Source organism: Rhizobium sp. 3T7, from assembly GCF_020166565.1.
Classification (GTDB): domain Bacteria; phylum Pseudomonadota; class Alphaproteobacteria; order Rhizobiales; family Rhizobiaceae; genus Rhizobium.
This window is the reverse complement of the sequence record NZ_JAIQXS010000008.1, coordinates 37,092-52,629: the sequence shown is the minus strand read 5'-3', so window position 1 is coordinate 52,629 and position 15,538 is coordinate 37,092. Positions and strand designations below refer to the sequence as shown.

Sequence of the window (15,538 nt, the reverse complement as noted above, 5' to 3'; positions counted from 1 at the left end):
GGTCACTCCGCGGCGGGAACGAGGGTTTCGGAAATAAGCTCTGCGTCCGGCTCGTCGTCCGGCTCCGGTCCCTTCTGGATGGCTCTGATCATAAGCGTCATCTCGACGATGATGAGCGTGGTGTAGAGCGCAGCAAAGCCGACGATGGTCAGCAGAACCGTGCTTGCGCCGAGGCTCGACACCGCCATTGCCGTCGGCAGAACGCCTTCGATAACCCACGGCTGACGGCCGATTTCGGCAACGATCCAGCCTGCTTCGATGGCAATCCAGGGAAGCGGGATCGCGAAAACGGCGATCTTCAGCAGGAGTGGGTACTTATCCAGGTGCCGTCGTGCCGATAGCCAAAAGAAGGTCGCCGTCAGGACGATGAAGAACATGCCGAGCCCGACCATGATGCGGAACGACCAGAAGAGGGTCGGCACATGCGGAATGGTATCATGTGCGGCCTGGGCGATCTGCGCCTCAGTCGCCTGGCGCGGATCGTCAACGTAGCGCTTCAGAAGAAGAGCGTAGCCGAGCTGGTGTCCCAGTTCCTCGAACGAGGTGCGGACCTGAGGCGCGATACCGTCCGGCGTTGCTGCAGCGCGGATCTGCATCAGCGCGTCATAGGCCTTGATGCCGTCGCGGATGCGGGCTTCCGCCTGCTGCTCGAGCTTGTCGATACCGGGTATCTCCGTCGTCAGCGAACGGGTGCCGATCAGACCCATGACCCACGGGATATGGACGGCGAAGTGCGTCTCGCGCGCTTCCTGATCCGGGAAGCCGAAGGCGGTGAAGGCGGCGGGTGCCGGTTCGGTCTCCCACATCGCTTCGATGGCGGCGAGCTTCATCTTCTGGTTTTCGGTGGCGAGGTAGCCGCTTTCGTCACCGAGGACGACGACCGAAAGCGCTGATGCCAGACCGAACGATGCCGCCACCGTCATTGAACGTTTGGCGACTTCGAGGTGCCGGCCCTTCAGCAGGTACCAGGCCGAGACGCCGAGCACGAAGATCGACGCACAGACATAACCGGCTGAGACGGTATGGACGAACTTCGCCTGGGCGACGGGGTTGAAGACCACGTCGAAGAAACTGGTGATTTCCATGCGCATTGTCTGCGGATTGAGCGCCGAGCCGACCGGGTTCTGCATCCAGCCGTTGGCAACGAGGATCCAGAGCGCCGAGAAGTTGGAGCCGAGCGCCACGCACCATGTCGCCACGAGGTGACCGACCTTCGAAAGCTTGTCCCATCCGAAGAAGAACAGGCCGACGAAGGTTGCCTCAAGGAAGAAGGCCATGAGACCCTCGATCGCCAGCGGGGCGCCGAAGATATCGCCGACGTAGTAGCTGTAGTAGCTCCAGTTCATGCCGAACTGGAACTCCATGACAATGCCGGTGGCGACGCCGATCGCAAAGTTGATGCCGAAGAGTACGCCCCAGAACTTCGTCATCTGCCGCCAGACCTGGCGCCCCGTCATGACGTAGACGGTTTCCATGATGGCAAGCAGCACGGAGAGCCCGAGCGTCAAAGGCACGAATAAAAAGTGGTAAAGCGCAGTCAGCGCAAATTGGAAGCGCGATAGCGCGACGATGTCTAGTTCCATTGTCTTTCTCCAACGATCCCACGGGGTACGAAGGGTTTCCGCCAAACCGGATTGCCTGGCGGTCGTGTGTGGTTCAGTCCGGTCTCAGCCGGTTCAAAGCCTTTTCGAACGCCGCCTCTCCACGGCGTGAAACTTCTGTGATGCGCCCGTCGTCCATGACCGCGATGATGTCCGCGATCGCGGCCTCCCGACGGATATGCGTGGCGATGACGAGCGAGCGTCCCTCCGCCTTTTGCGCCAGACGAATCATGACGTCGCGCGCGGTTGCGCCATCGAGGCCTTCCGTCGGCTCGTCCAGCAGCCAGAGCGGCGCGTCGTGCAGGAAGAGCCGGGCGAGGGCGAGGCGGCGCGATTGACCGCCCGAGAGTCCCATGCCGCCTTCGCCAAGCGGCGTGTCGAGGCCGCGCGGTAGAACGACGATATCGTGGAGGAGGCCTGCGGCGGCGAGTGCTTCACACAGCACTTCGTCGTCGGCGTCAGGTCGTGCCAGTTGGAGGTTGCAGCGGAGGCTGTCCCGGAAAAGCTCCGTGCGTTGGGTCAACAGCGTGGCGTTGAGACATTCGATGGATCCGTGAGTGGCCCACATTTCAGTTGCCAGGAGCGAAAGCAGGGTCGATTTTCCGGCGCCACTTGCGCCGATTAGAGCGAGCTTTTCGCCGGCCATCAGATCGAGGTTAATGTCGCGTAGCACAGGCATTTCCGCGTCATATCCCGCGGTCACTTCGCTCAGGCGAAATGCCACGCCGGGAGCCGATAAAGCATTGCGGTGCGCGCCTTCATTGGCCGACAAGCGCGGCGCGATGCGGCGGGCGGCGAGCAAGGTTCGGCCGAGCTCCATCGCACCGCGGCGCAGGGCGCCGAAGGGCTCGACCGCGGCGAAGGCAATCAGCACGCCAAGCGCGGCGACCGGCGGGCTGATCGTGCCTGCTCCGGCCAGGGCTGCAGCAGCCAGTAGCGAACCGCTAAGTAGGGCGGTTGACGTGAGCCCGAACCCGAATGTGACACCGGCTTCGATGCGGTTCAGGCGGTCGTCGGCGCCGGCGGCATAGTGATCGGCATCTGCGATCGCCGCACGCTGCGCGTCGAGGCGTCCGGCCATCAGCAAGTCGGTCTGGCCGGCGACGAGATCAATGGTGCGGGCGCGAACGGCCTCGATGCCGTGGGCGCGGCGGCGGGCATGCTTCATTGCCCGGCGTCCGGCGACGAAGGGAATGCCGAGACCGGCGGCAAGCAGCACGATGGCGACGGCCAGTGCGAAGAGCGGATGCATCAGCACAAGCGCTACGCTTGCGGCAATCGCCGCAGCGACCGCAACGCCGGCTGGAACCAGCACGCGCAGATAGAGGGAATCGAGCGCATCGATGTCGCCCGTTAGGCGGAAAAGCAGGCGTGCGGGCCGGCGAGCAAGCTCCCGTGCGGCACCGGGCATGGCCCATCCGCGGAACAGGCGCTCGCGCAAAGCGGCGAGTACGCTGAGCGTCGCGTCATGGGTCGTCAGCCGCTCGCCGTAGCGCGAGGCGGTCCGGCCGAGCGCAAGCAGGCGAATGCCGGCCGACGGCATGAAGACGTCGAAGGTGGCAATCGTTGCTGCCGAAAGTCCGGCGATGCCGGTTGCGGTAATGAACCAGCCCGAGAGGCCGAGCAAAGCAATTCCTGCGGATACCGTGGTCGCGGAGAGCGCTGCCCCGAGGAGCAAGCCCCGGCGGCGTTCGGCCAGGAAGAGCTTGACGATTGGCTTGAGGTTAAAAAGCGATGCGCTCATTCGGCTGCCTCGCGTGCAGTTTCGGGATCGAACACGACGGTCCGGTCCATGCGCGCGGCAAGCCGCGGATCATGGGTTGCAACGACAAGCGTGCGGCCCTTGGCAAGGGCAAGCAGGCTCTCGGTGATCTCGCTTGCGGTGTCAGCATCGAGGTGCGCGGTCGGCTCGTCCGCAAGTACGATGCAGGCTTCCCGATTGCAGGCGGCGCGGGCGATGGCGAGGCGCAGCGCTTCGCCGCCGGAAACTCCCATGCCACCATCGCCGAGCGGACGTCGAGCGTGGTTGCGGGCAAAGCGGCTGAGCTTGGCAAGATCGAGTGCTTCTGTCACGGCCCGCGTGGAAACGTCCGGCCGACCGAGCGAAATGTTGCCTGCGATGGTGCCCGCAAACATATGCGGCTTCTGGCCGACCCAGGCGACCTTGGCATGAAGGGTAGGATTGGCCGGCTGTTCGTCGATGGTGACGCTGCCGGTTTGGCAGGTCGCGTGGCCGGCGATCAGTGCGAGGAGGGTGGATTTTCCCGAGCCGCTGGCACCGAGCAGGGCAACGTGCTCGCCGGGACGGATGCGCAGATTGAACTCGTCGATGGCGGTGTTGCTGTTCTTGCCATAACGGAAGCTGACATTCTCCACTCGGATGGCGCAAAGCGCTGTTTCGGCCTTGGATGCATCGCTCGCAACGGGCAGCATCAGGCCATCCGCATTCAGCGCATCGATCGCCTTGATCGCAGCTTGGCCGGCGGCGCGGTCATGCCAGACGGCCGAGAGTTCGCGCAGCGGCTCGAAGAAAGCCGGCGCAAGCAGCAGCACGAAGAGGCCGGTCGTCAGATCGAGGCCGCCTGTCCAGGCGCCGAAGCGAATTTCTCCGAGCAGGGAAAAGCCGATATAGACGGCGACCAGCGCGACGCCCAAGGCCGCGAAGAGCTCGAGGGCGGCCGACGACAGGAAGGCAATCTTCAGCACAGCCATGGTGCGAGCCTTCAGCGAGCCGGCGTCGGCTCTCAACCTCGTTGCGGTCGCATCGACGGCGTCGAGTGAACGGATGGTCGCCATCCCACGCAGGCGGTCTAGGAGGAAGCCGTTGAGGCCGCCGGTTGCTGCCAGCTGCTTCTCGCTTGCAACCTGCGCGCGCCAGCCGATCAATGCCATGAAGACGGGGATCAACGGCATGGCGAAAAGGAGAATGAGAGCGGCAATCCAGGAAATCGGGAAGACGCAGGCAAGGATGACGAGCGGTACGGCACTTGCCTTGAAGCGGGCCGGCTGAAAACGCGAGAGGTAGGGAACGATCATCTCGGCCTGTTCGCCGATAACGCTTGCGGCCTCGCCCGAACTTGCCTTCGTGCTGTCGATCGGCGAGCGCCGGGCAAGGGCTGTGACGGCCAGTTCACGCCGGGCCGTCAGTTCGGCGCGGGCTGCGTGAAATGCCATGCGGCCGCCAACCGCCTCGAGACAGCTTTTCGCTATGCCAAGCAGCGCGATATAGACGGCAAACCACAAGACGTCGTTGAAGCCGCCGCCGTTTGCGATGCGACCGACTGCGGTGGCGAGAATTGCCGCCTGCGGTATCCATGTGAGCGATGCCAGGGTCTGGACGGCAGCTGCCTTTCGCAAGCCACCATGTCCGGGCACAGCTTTTCCCGGCTTGCCGAAAGCCTGCTTTCCTTTTGCGTCTAAGCAAGCACTCCCCATAGCGCTAACTCTTGTTCGCAGGATTGGGCCGGCGGCTGCGGCCGAGCGAAACGACTCGGTCCTTGGCCTCCAACAGCTTCGTCACTTTCGCACCTAAGGAGAGTAACGTCGCAAGCCGTTCGGTTTCAAGTTGTTTTACGTCCTCATACCAATGCGTTAGCTGTTCGATCAGCGCGTGCATCTCGCTCATACGTTCTTGCGCGTGGCGTTCTGCTTCGCTTGCCGGCCGCTGCATCAGGATTTCGCGGAGCACCGAGAGAGTGGGGTCGACCTCGCGCTTCTTGCGCTCTTCCGCCAGCGTCCGCAGGATCTGCCAGACGTCATCGGGTGTGGTGAAGAAGTCGCGCCGGTCATCCGGCTTGTGTTTGAGCAGAACGAGGTTCCAGGTCTGCAGTTCGCGTAGGCTCATCGAGACGTTCGAGCGGGAAATGCCAAGAGCGTCGGTGATCTCCTCGGCGCAGAGCGGCGATGGCGACACGTAGAGCAGGGCGTAGATCTGGCCGACAGTGCGGTTGATGCCCCAGCGCGAGCCCATTTCACCGAAGTGCAGGACGAAGGATTGAACAAGCGGCGGAAGGTTCATCTCGATTTCCGTTATGTCTGTGATTTCAGAAATTTCTGAAATCACTATAACTGGGTCGGCTCCACGGGCAATTGGCAAATGAGGGCTGCGGCAATTTGGTGTCGCGGCCACAAAAAGCCGCCGCAGCTCGCCCCGGATGACGACACTTTGATTTCAATCAAGAAAACGCTGTTCTCAATCGGTGGCCGTGGTCTATGTTTTTGCACGGAGCTAATTTGATGCGCAAAGACATACATAATTCAAACATACCAGTACGTTGCATGAGCTGTGAGGTTCGCCACAAGGGCATGTGCGGCGCACTCAGCGCCGACGAGTTGCTGGCCCTTTCCGCGCATACCCGCCTGGTCAATCATGAAGCCGGCGATGAGTTGGCCGGCGAGAAGATGCCGGCCGAATCCTATGCCACGGTGATCCGCGGCGTCGTGAAGCTTACGAAGACGCTGGAGGACGGGCGCCAGCAGATCGTCGGCTTGCAGTTCGCGCCTGATCTTCTCGGCAGGCTGAATGCGAATGAGAATGCCGTGTCGGTGGAGGCGGCTTCTGACGTCAATATCTGTCGCATTCCGAAGGCTGCGCTGGAGCGCATGGTCAAAAACAACCCTGCGCTTGCTGGGCGCCTCACGGCACAGACGCTGCGCGAGCTGGACGAAGCGCGGGACTGGATGGTAACACTCGGGCGTAAGACGGCGGCGGAGAAGGTCGCAAGTTTTCTGTTTCTGATCGCGACCCATCTCGATCCCGAGGCTGTCGGGGAAAAGCGCCAATTCGACCTGCCGCTGTCGCGGGCCGACATTGCCGATTTCCTGGGGCTGACGATCGAGACGGTCTCCCGCCAGATGTCGAAACTGAAAGCCGATGGCGTGATCTCGATTATCGCCAACAGACATATCAAGGTGGCGAAGTTATCGAAACTCAAGGCCTGCTGCGGCTCCTGAAGATCCCTGTGCGACATTCTTGAATGCATGTTGCCGAGCAGGCCCATTCCGTGCAGGAGTGACGGTTCACCTCGTTCGATAAGAGATCTGCATGTCTGCCTTTGCCAATCCGCTTGTTTCCCGCCTGTCTCCGCCACCCATTCCCTCGGTTCTTGCCTGGGCTCGCGAATACAAGGGCGCCAAGGGGTCGCTGGTCGATCTTTCGCAGGCGGTGCCCGGCTATCCAGCCCATCCCGAAATGCTGCGGTTGCTTGGCGAAGCGGCATCTTCGCCAAAGACTGCGGGCTATGGTCCGATCGAGGGTGAGGGCGTGCTGAGAGACGTCTATGCCCAGCATATGTCTGATGTCTATGGGGCGCAGGTTTGCGCCGCCAACATTCATATCACCGCGGGCTGCAACCAAGCCTTCATGTCAGCGGCAATCGCGCTTGCCGGCGCCGGCGATACGGTGGCGCTGACCAATCCGTTCTATTTCAATCAAGAGACGACGCTGTCGATGCTCGGCATCAAGCGTGTTCTGGTCGATTGCGACGCGGAAAATGGCTTCCTGCCCGAGGTTCAATCGGCAAAAAGGGCCCTGGTCGGCGGCGCCAAGGTGCTGGCGGTCGTGACGCCGAACAATCCGACGGGGGCGATCTATCCGCCTGAATTGCTGCTTGAGCTGTTCACGCTCTGCCGCAAGCATGGGGCATGGCTGATCGTCGACGAGACCTACCGCGACTTCCTTCCTAAGGGCTACGGCGCTCCGCATCCGCTGCTGACGATCCCGGGCTGGGAAGACACGCTGATCCTGCTCTATAGCTTCTCGAAGTCCTTCTGCATTCCCGGCCATCGTCTTGGAGCGATTACGGCTGGCGTCAACGTCGTCACCGAGATCACCAAGGTCATGGACAACATGCAGATTTGCGCGCCGCGCGCCGCGCAGGTCGCCGTTGCCAAGGCGATGCCGATCCTTGCGGATTGGCGGGCGGGGAACCGCCTGGAGATCGCGCGCCGTGCCGATGCCTTGCGGGCGGTGATGTCGGGACTGCCAGGCTGGGAGATCGGCGCGGTCGGCGCCTATTTCGCGTTTATCCGCCATCCCTTCGAGGATCTCAGCTCAACCGCTGTCGCAGAGCGTCTGGCGAAGGAAGTGGGCGTCGTTTGCCTGCCGGGAAGCTATTTCGGGGAAGGGCAGGAGCACTATCTCCGGCTCGCTTTCGCCAATGCCGATGCGGCTTCGATCGGCCTGCTCGCAGATCGCCTGCGGTAATTTCGAGTGACAAAGGCCCGCATGAGCGGGCCTTTGTTCTTTCTGGTTGGTTCTCGTATCAGACCACGGCAGTCAGCGGCGGTATCTGCTTGTCTGCCGGGCTATCCTGCTCGGAGGCCTCCAGCAGATTGAGCTCCCGCCGTTCCTTCTCCGACACAATCGCAAGGTCGATGACCTTCTGCAGGTTTGCGGCGTGGCGGAAGGTCGGGTCGTCCTGCTTTCCGGTTCTGACCGCTTCGGCAAAGCGCTGGTAATTTGTCAGCACTGCAGGGACCTCGATATCGCGCCAAATAGCGTTCTCGATGTCCTCGCCGAAGCAGCCGCGCAGTTCGGAACCGTCCGGACGGTGGATCACTTCCAGGCTGCCCCTTTCGCCGTAGATACGAAGCTTCAGCTCGTTGAGATGGCCGGTCGCCCAACGGGTGGCGTGGATGACGCCGAGTGCACCGTTGGTGAAATCGACCGACATGGTGAAGCTGTCGTTGGCATCCAGCAGATACTCGCCAATCTGGCCGCCCGGTGCCTTGTTGAAGGTCTTCAGGCGGGCAAAGACGTGGTCGATATCGGTCGCTGCTCCATAGGCCGCGAAGTCGAGGATGTGGATGCCGACATCGCCGAGCACGCCGTTCGAGCCGTGGCCGGTCGACAGGCGCCACAGCCAACGCGATTCCGTGCGCCAGTCGCCCCAGGCGCGCGAGACCAGCCAGCTTTGCAGGTAGGAGGCCTCGACGTGACGGATGGTGCCGAGTTCACCGGCCAGCACCATTTCGCGGGCGCGTTGCAGCGGAGCCACGTTGCGATAGGTGAGATTGACCATGTTGATGACGCCGGCAGCCTCTGCAGCCTCCGTCATCTCCAGCGCATCGGCATACTGCTCCGCCAGCGGCTTTTCGCAGAACACATGCTTGCCGGCGGCGATCAGCGCCAGACTGGTCGGGTGGTGGATACGATCCGGCGTTACGTTGGTGGCCGCGTCGAATTCACCCCAGGCGATCGCTTCCTCGAGCGTCTGGAAACGCTTCTCGATGTGGAAGTGATCGGCAAATTCGGCAAGGCGCGCCGGGTCAGTATCGACGGCGCCGACCACTTCCACGCCATCGATGGCGAGGAAGTTGGTAACCTGGTTTTTGGCCATCGTGCCTGTGCCAAGAACGAGTAGTCGCATATGTGTGCTCCTCAGCGGTAACCGGCTTCGCCGGCCTGATGCAGTCGCGGGCCGCGTTCGACGATGGGCTCGAGGGCCTTTTCGACCGGAACATTCGGGGCATCGGTGATGCTCTTCAGATCGCCCTGCGGGTTATAGGCCCATTTCACGCCGTTGATGAGTACCTTCTGAACGTTGGCATCATGATAGGTCGGATAGGTTTCATGGCCAGGGCGGAAGTAGAAAATGTTACCGGCCCCGCGGCGCCAGGTAAGGCCCGAGCGGAAGACTTCGCCGCCCTGGAACCAGGAGATGAAGACCGTTTCGAGCGGCTCCGGCACCGAGAACTGCTCGCCGTACATTTCCTCGTTCTCCAGCACGAAGTTTTCGTCGAGGCCGGCTGCGATCGGGTGGCGCGGGTTGATCGTCCAAAGACGCTCGCGCTCGCCGGCCTCGCGCCACTTCAGCGCGCAGGGCGTGCCCATCAGGCGCTTGAAGATCTTCGAGAAGTGGCCGGAATGCAGCACGAGGAGGCCCATGCCTTCCCAGACGCGCTTGGCGACGCGTTCGACGACGACGTCGGAAACGGCGCCGTGGTCCTTGTGGCCCCACCAGGTGAGCACGTCGGTTTCGGCAAGGCGTGCCTCGGTCAGGCCGTGTTCCGGTTCCTGCAGTGTCGCTGTCGTCGCACTGATACCAGGATCGGTGTTCAGCGCATTGGCGATGGTGGTGTGCATGCCTTCGGGATAGATGCCCCGAACGATGGCATTGGTTGTTTCGTGGATGTTTTCACCCCAGACGATGGTGCGAATGGCCAAGTTGCTGCTCCTTCATGCGATAGTGGACCGAAACCGATGGGAAAGCGGTCGGATCCTGTGGTTTGATTGGTGTCAGGCCGCGCCTTTGAGGGACATCCTCTCGAGCGCGCGTCCGGATTGGTCGAAGCGGTGAACGCAGCCCTGAACCGGTGCGACGCCGAGTTTCTGGCCGGGTTGATGGCTCGATACGCCCGTTTCGCGAACGACGAGCGGTTCCGGTATGCCGATGTCTAGATAGATGAAACTATCCGAGCCGAGGATTTCGGAATGGATGACGGTTCCCGTCCAGGCGGGCGCCTGCTGGACGATCTCGATGTGTTCGGCCCGCACGCCGATGGTGTGGGCGTTATAAGGTGCCGAAAATTCGCCCGTCAGAAAATTCATCTTCGGCGAACCGATGAAACCGGCGACGAAAACGGAATTCGGCGCCTCGTAGAGTTCAAGCGGGGTGCCGACCTGTTCGACAACGCCGTCGCGGAGCACGCAGATGCGGTCGGCAAGCGTCATTGCCTCGACTTGGTCGTGGGTGACGTAGATCATCGTCGTGCCGTGCATGCTGCGGTGAAGCTTTGCAATCTCCAGCCGCGTTGCGACGCGCAGAGCGGCATCTAGATTCGATAGCGGCTCGTCGAACAGGAACACCTTGGGGTCGCGGACGATGGCGCGACCGATCGCGACACGCTGACGCTGACCACCCGACAGTTGACGTGGCAGACGCTCAAGATAAGGCGACAGCTGCAGCATACAGGCAGCCTGCTCGACGCGGGCCTTGCACTCGTGCTTGGTGCGTCCCGACAGCTTCATGCCGAAGGCCATGTTCTCGAACACGGTCATATGCGGATAAAGCGCATAGGATTGGAAGACCATGGCAATGCCGCGCTTCGAAGGAGCGTCGCGGTTGACCGCCTCGCCATCGAAGGAAAGCGTGCCCGAGGTGATGTCCTCTAACCCGGAGATCAACCGCAGCAACGTCGACTTGCCGCAGCCGGACGGGCCGACGAAGACCATGAATTCGCCCTTGCGGATATCAAGCGAGACGCCCTTGATGACGTCAAGCGCACCGAAGCTCTTGCGGATATTATCGAGTCGAATCTGTGCCATATCGTGCTTTCTTCAACCTTTGACGCCGCCGGCTGTCAGGCCGGAGATAATGCGCCGCTGGAATATCAGGACCAGGACAACGACAGGGACCGTGACGATGACGGAGGCTGCCATGATGTTGCCCCAAGGGATTTCAAACTGGCTGCCGCCCGAAAGCAGGGCGATGGCAACCGGCACTGTTCGTTGAGCGTCCGATGAGGTGAATGTTAGGGCGAAGAGGAATTCATTCCAGGCCGTAATGAAGGCAAGCAGCCCGGTCGTCACCAGAGCCGGCCACATCAGCGGCATGAAAACCTTTGTGATGATGACCCATGGAGAGGCGCCGTCAACGATTGCCGCTTCCTCGATTTCGATCGGCAGGTCGCGCATGAAGGTGGTCAGAACCCAGACCGTAAAGGGCAGGGTAAAGATCATGTAGGAGAAGATCAGCGCGAAAGGCGTATTGAAGATGCCGATCCAGCGGATCAGCTCGAAAAGGCCGGCAAGCACGGCGATCTGCGGGAACATCGAGACCGACAGGATCGTCAGCATCAACAGCGCGCGGCCGCGGAAATTGACGCGGGCAAGCGCATAGGATGCGGTGACGGCGAGCAGCAGCGAGGCCGCGACAACGAGGATGGCAACCAGCAGCGAGTTGCCGAGACTGCGGATGAAGCTGCCCGTGGTCAGGACCGTCGTGTAGTTGGTAAGCGAGATCGAGGTCGGCCAGTAGTTGACCTCGAAAAGGGCGGTGCCGGCTTTGAAACTCGTCAGGATCGCATAGTAGAACGGAAAGACCGCGACGATGACGATAATGGTGACGAGCAGGTAGAAGAGGGTGTTCTTGGTCAGGGTCAGCAACATCAGCGATCGCTCCCACCGAGTTTGACGCGACCAAGCCACATGTAGAGCACGGTGATTGTCGCGATGATCAGGAAGAGCACGGTCGAGGCCGTCGCCCCATAGGCGAACTTGTCGAAGTCGAAGAGATTTTCGCGGGCCATGACGGACATGGTCTTGGTCTGCGCATTGTTCGGCGTCAGCACATAGATGAGGTCGAAGATGCGCATGGCGTCGAGCATCCGGAAGATCACGGCGACCATGATGGCCGGGCGAACCAGCGGCAGCGTCAGCCGCCAGAAGACGCGGATCGGGTTGATGCCGTCGATCTTGGCCGCCTCGTAGATATCGGCGGGGACCATCTGCAGCCCGGCGAGAATGAGCAGTGCCATGAAGGGCGTTGTCTTCCAGATGTCGACGATGAGGACCGCGACCATCGCGGTGTCGGGATTGGCCGTCCAGGCAATCTTCTGACTGATCAGCCCGAGGCCGAGCAGGATGTCGTTCAGGATGCCGAACTGGTCGTTGAGCATCCACGCCCACATCTTGGCGGAAACGATCGTCGGGATCGCCCAGGGAATGAGAATGGCGGCGCGTACGATGCCACGACCGGGGAAATTCGCGTTCAACACAAGGGCGACAACAAGGCCGAGGATCGTTTCGATGGTCACCGACAGGAACGCGAACTTCATCGTGTTCCATACCGCTTTCCACCAGTTCGGGTCGGCAAGCAGGCCACTATAGACGGTTCGCCCGCTCTTCAACGTGATCCAGGAGAGATAATTCTTGAAGCCGACGAACTGCGCCTCGCCGAGGCTCGTGAGCGATGCGTTCGTGAAGCTGAAATAGATCGTTCTGAAGAGGGGCCATCCGGCAACGACGGCCAGAATGAACAGGGTGGGGGCCAGGAATATCCAGGCGGAACGGACGCGCTCGGCGCGCAAGTCCGACGAGGTATTGACGGCGCGCGCTCGCGATCCGACGCTTTGGGAAACTGCGACTTCTGTCATGAGGTACCCGCTTCTTGAGGCGATTTGACGATGGCGTCTTCAGGCAAAGGCAGCGGCGGACGTCCGCCGCTGCCGATGCCGTCGATTACCAGTTCTCGCCCTTCAGCGTCGTCAGGTCGGCCTCGAGAAGCTCGAGGTTTTCTGCGGAGGTGCCGTTGCCCGAAAGCGCGTTGTGAACGGCGGTCCAGAACTTCGAGGAGACTTCGTTGTACTTGACCTTGGCGGATGCCGACGGACGCGGAACGGCGTTCTGGAAGATCGGCTTCCAGTTCGGCATGAACGGCTGTGCGGCCGCGATGTCCTTGTCATCATAGAGCGCCACAAGCGTCGGCAGGTTGGAGAGTTCGATCGCGCGCTGCTTCTGGCTTTCCTTGGAGGTCAGGAACTTGACGAGGGCAATCGCGGCGTCCTGGTTCTGCGAGTACTTGGAGACGGCAAGGTTCCAGCCGCCGAGCGTGGAGGACGGCGTGTCGCCCTCCTTGGCAACCGGAAGCGTCGTCACATCGAACTTGCCCTTGACGGCGCTGTCTCCACCATTGCCGAGAGCGTAAGCGTAGGGCCAGTTGCGCATGAAGACGGCATTGCCGGTCTGCCAGACGCCGCGGGACTCTTCTTCCTGGTAGGCCAGCACGCCGCCGGGTGAGATCGTTCCGACCCACGCCTTGGCGCGGTCAAGCGCTGCTGCTGCGTTTTCGTTGTTGATGGAGATCGTGCCATCGGCTTCGATGATCTGGCCACCGCCCGAGGACTTCACCCATTCGAGCGCGTTGCAGGTCAGGCCTTCATAGGCGTTGCCCTGGAAGACATAGCCCCACAGATCCTTCTGGCCGGCGGCGCGTTCCTTCTCCTGGATTTCCTTGGCGGTCGCCGCCATTTCGTCCCAGGTCTTCGGCGGCTGCTTTCCGTACTTGTCGAGCAGGTCCTTGCGGTAGAAGAGCGCCGGGGCATCGGTATAGAGCGGCATGGCGACGAGGCGACCGTTCACGGTCTGCGAGGCGATGATCGACGGGAAGAAATCGCCGACGACGTCCTTTGCCGCATCCTTCAGGTCGACGAACTGGTCGGCAAGCTGCGGCGCCCAGATGACGTCCGTCTGATAGACGTCGACGTCCTTGTTGCCGGCGGCGAGCCAGAGGCGATACTGCGAAAACTGCTCCGTCGACGACGACGGCATGGTCACGATGCTGACCTTGTTGCCGGTCGCCTTCTCGAACGCGTCGAGCTGCTTGCGAAACAGATCGAGATTCTTGCCGGTCGAGCTTGCGGAAATGCTGATATTGGCCGCGAACGAGGGCTGTGTGATACCGATCAGCGCGGCCGCGACGGCGACCGCTGTGAAACGAAACTTCATATCTTCCTCCCAAAAGAACCAAACATTGGAAAAATTGAAAACGGTTTGGCTGGAAAAAACTGTCAGAAGGTCGATATTGAGTCAAGCGGGTGCTCGTGTCAAAGTCGTACAACCGCGATCACATATTGATAACAAAGCAAAATCATAGGGATGCCGCTGAGTTCGGTTGTGGGAAAAGAGCAGGATCTTCCGCCGAGGAATATCTAAAATTGAAAACGGTTTGGCTGTTTGTATGCTGCTATGCTTAGGCCATAAGGGAAGACAGCACTTGCTGGCGCAGCCAGCTGGATCAGCACGAAAGACGCAATGTCGCATGAAGCTTAAAGAGTTCGCGAAACAGGTGGGATTGTCCCCGACAACAGTCAGTCGTGCCCTGAGTGGCTATCCCGAGGTGAGTGAGACGACACGCGCCCGTGTTGCGGAAGCCGCCGTCAAGTTGGGTTACAGTCCGAACGTCAATGCTGTGCGGCTGAAGACCGGCCGGGCCGGGGCAATCGGCGTGGTGATGGGGCGTGCCGGCGAATTCCACTTCGCCGAGTTCATGGCCGGCATGGCGGAGCGACTGGTCGCGGACGAGACCGACATTCTCGTCATCCCGATGGCGGATCCTAACCATGAAGACGAGATGCAGCTCTACCGGCGACTCGTGGAAAGTCGACGCGTCGATGCGATCATCGTGCATTCGCCCAAGCCCAATGACGAGCGCATTGCGCTGCTCCACGAACTCGGCATGCCGTTTCTTGTGCATGGCCGATCTGCCATCGACGTGCCGCATGCCTGGCTCGACATCGACAACGAAGGTGCGATCAAGCGGGCAACATCACATCTGATCGATCTCGGCCATCGGCGCATCGCCATGATCAACGGGCGGCCCGGCGCGACCTATGCCCTTCATCGAGACAGCGGCTTCCGCAAGGCTCTCCAGAGCCACGGTATCGAGCCTGATCCGCAGCTGATGGCGAGCGGAAACTTCACCGACGAGCTTGGCTTCCGATTCGCACGCTCTTTCCTCGAACAGCCCAACCCGCCAACGGCCTTCGTTGCGGGATCAATGATGACGGCACTCGGCGTTTATCGTGCGGCTCGGTCGCTGGGGCTTCAGATTGGTCGGGATGTCTCGGTCATCGCGCATGACGATGTCTTTCCATATCTGACAGCAGACAACATGGTGCCGTCGCTTTCGGCAACGCGGTCGTCGATGCGTGCGGCCGGATCGCGTTGCGCCGATCTTGTCCTGCAACTGCTGTCGGGCCGGTCGCCATTGGAAATCCACGAGCTCTGGCCTGTCGAACTCATTCTGCGGGAATCGACCGGGCCGGCGAGGCCGTCCAAGGCCTGATCTTCCTCGTTTCGGCGCGAGAGGTTCCCTACTGCTTTGCCACTCCGGGGTGGTGGCGGGTAGAATATCGCGCGCTTTTGCGAAAATCTGGAAAGATGGTTTCCGCAAATAGCCGATTTCGGTCCGTGGTTGATTGAGCGGACGGCGCCA

Annotated in this window: 13 protein-coding genes; 3 read left to right on the top strand and 10 right to left on the bottom strand. The window is 61.3% G+C overall.

Going from position 1 to position 15,538, the window contains the following annotated elements; translation table 11 throughout:
- Positions 1–2: 2 nt before the first annotated feature.
- The 4 genes from K9B32_RS13660 to K9B32_RS13645 all read right to left on the bottom strand — a co-directional run bounded on the left by K9B32_RS13660 (position 3) and on the right by K9B32_RS13645 (position 5,619).
- Positions 3–1,583, bottom strand: coding sequence for a cytochrome ubiquinol oxidase subunit I (locus K9B32_RS13660; RefSeq protein ID WP_224562954.1), 1,581 nt, complete (start codon positions 1,581–1,583; stop codon positions 3–5).
- A gap of 73 nt (positions 1,584–1,656) precedes the next feature.
- Positions 1,657–3,345 (bottom strand): thiol reductant ABC exporter subunit CydC, encoded by a 1,689-nt coding sequence (cydC, locus tag K9B32_RS13655; RefSeq protein WP_224562951.1) that lies wholly within the window; start codon positions 3,343–3,345, stop codon positions 1,657–1,659.
- Entirely contained in the window at positions 3,342–5,036 is a 1,695-nt protein-coding gene (gene cydD / locus K9B32_RS13650) for a thiol reductant ABC exporter subunit CydD (RefSeq protein WP_224562948.1), read from the bottom strand. The genes cydC and cydD overlap by 4 nt, the downstream gene beginning before the upstream one ends.
- A 4-nt stretch (positions 5,037–5,040) precedes the next feature.
- Positions 5,041–5,619, bottom strand: a complete 579-nt coding sequence (locus K9B32_RS13645; RefSeq protein ID WP_224562945.1) for a GbsR/MarR family transcriptional regulator — start codon at positions 5,617–5,619, stop codon at positions 5,041–5,043.
- 260 nt (positions 5,620–5,879) lie between these two features.
- Here K9B32_RS13645 and K9B32_RS13640 point away from each other — a divergent pair, with 260 nt between their 5' ends.
- On the top strand, positions 5,880–6,554 hold the full coding sequence (locus tag K9B32_RS13640; protein ID WP_224562942.1) for a Crp/Fnr family transcriptional regulator: 675 nt from the start codon (positions 5,880–5,882) through the stop codon (positions 6,552–6,554).
- Positions 6,555–6,645: 91 nt separating this feature from the next.
- Positions 6,646–7,806 (top strand): aminotransferase, encoded by a 1,161-nt coding sequence (locus tag K9B32_RS13635; protein ID WP_224562939.1) that lies wholly within the window; start codon positions 6,646–6,648, stop codon positions 7,804–7,806.
- 58 nt (positions 7,807–7,864) lie between these two features.
- On the opposite strand, the gene K9B32_RS13630 is transcribed toward K9B32_RS13635, so the two are convergent.
- The 6 genes from K9B32_RS13630 to K9B32_RS13605 form a co-directional block, all read right to left on the bottom strand.
- Positions 7,865–8,971 (bottom strand): Gfo/Idh/MocA family protein, encoded by a 1,107-nt coding sequence (locus tag K9B32_RS13630; protein ID WP_224562937.1) that lies wholly within the window; start codon positions 8,969–8,971, stop codon positions 7,865–7,867.
- An 11-nt stretch (positions 8,972–8,982) separates the two neighbouring features.
- Positions 8,983–9,768, bottom strand: a complete 786-nt coding sequence (locus K9B32_RS13625; RefSeq protein ID WP_132588715.1) for a ThuA domain-containing protein — start codon at positions 9,766–9,768, stop codon at positions 8,983–8,985.
- 72 nt (positions 9,769–9,840) lie between these two features.
- Positions 9,841–10,869, bottom strand: coding sequence for an ABC transporter ATP-binding protein (locus K9B32_RS13620; RefSeq protein WP_224562933.1), 1,029 nt, complete (start codon positions 10,867–10,869; stop codon positions 9,841–9,843).
- A 12-nt stretch (positions 10,870–10,881) separates the two neighbouring features.
- Complete coding sequence (locus tag K9B32_RS13615) at positions 10,882–11,712, bottom strand: carbohydrate ABC transporter permease (RefSeq protein ID WP_224562930.1); 831 nt, start codon at positions 11,710–11,712, stop codon at positions 10,882–10,884.
- Positions 11,712–12,698 carry a carbohydrate ABC transporter permease gene (locus K9B32_RS13610; RefSeq protein ID WP_224562928.1) on the bottom strand — a complete coding sequence of 329 codons (987 nt, stop codon included), beginning with the start codon at positions 12,696–12,698 and terminating at the stop codon, positions 11,712–11,714. Before K9B32_RS13610 ends, K9B32_RS13615 begins: the two co-directional genes overlap by 1 nt.
- A gap of 85 nt (positions 12,699–12,783) precedes the next feature.
- Positions 12,784–14,049, bottom strand: coding sequence for an ABC transporter substrate-binding protein (locus tag K9B32_RS13605; RefSeq protein WP_224562926.1), 1,266 nt, complete (start codon positions 14,047–14,049; stop codon positions 12,784–12,786).
- A gap of 313 nt (positions 14,050–14,362) precedes the next feature.
- Between K9B32_RS13605 and K9B32_RS13600 the strand changes: the two genes are divergently transcribed.
- Positions 14,363–15,388 (top strand): substrate-binding domain-containing protein, encoded by a 1,026-nt coding sequence (locus K9B32_RS13600; protein WP_224562924.1) that lies wholly within the window; start codon positions 14,363–14,365, stop codon positions 15,386–15,388.
- Positions 15,389–15,538: the final 150 nt, after the last annotated feature.

Coding starts and splice junctions, on each gene's coding strand:
- K9B32_RS13660 (WP_224562954.1), bottom strand. CDS start 1,583: ATGGAACTAGACATCGTCGCGCTATCGCGCTTCCAATTTGCGCTGACT.
- cydC (WP_224562951.1), bottom strand. CDS start 3,345: ATGAGCGCATCGCTTTTTAACCTCAAGCCAATCGTCAAGCTCTTCCTG.
- cydD (WP_224562948.1), bottom strand. CDS start 5,036: ATGGGGAGTGCTTGCTTAGACGCAAAAGGAAAGCAGGCTTTCGGCAAG.
- K9B32_RS13645 (WP_224562945.1), bottom strand. CDS start 5,619: ATGAACCTTCCGCCGCTTGTTCAATCCTTCGTCCTGCACTTCGGTGAA.
- K9B32_RS13640 (WP_224562942.1), top strand. CDS start 5,880: ATGAGCTGTGAGGTTCGCCACAAGGGCATGTGCGGCGCACTCAGCGCC.
- K9B32_RS13635 (WP_224562939.1), top strand. CDS start 6,646: ATGTCTGCCTTTGCCAATCCGCTTGTTTCCCGCCTGTCTCCGCCACCC.
- K9B32_RS13630 (WP_224562937.1), bottom strand. CDS start 8,971: ATGCGACTACTCGTTCTTGGCACAGGCACGATGGCCAAAAACCAGGTT.
- K9B32_RS13620 (WP_224562933.1), bottom strand. CDS start 10,869: ATGGCACAGATTCGACTCGATAATATCCGCAAGAGCTTCGGTGCGCTT.
- K9B32_RS13615 (WP_224562930.1), bottom strand. CDS start 11,712: ATGTTGCTGACCCTGACCAAGAACACCCTCTTCTACCTGCTCGTCACC.
- K9B32_RS13610 (WP_224562928.1), bottom strand. CDS start 12,698: ATGACAGAAGTCGCAGTTTCCCAAAGCGTCGGATCGCGAGCGCGCGCC.
- K9B32_RS13605 (WP_224562926.1), bottom strand. CDS start 14,049: ATGAAGTTTCGTTTCACAGCGGTCGCCGTCGCGGCCGCGCTGATCGGT.
- K9B32_RS13600 (WP_224562924.1), top strand. CDS start 14,363: ATGAAGCTTAAAGAGTTCGCGAAACAGGTGGGATTGTCCCCGACAACA.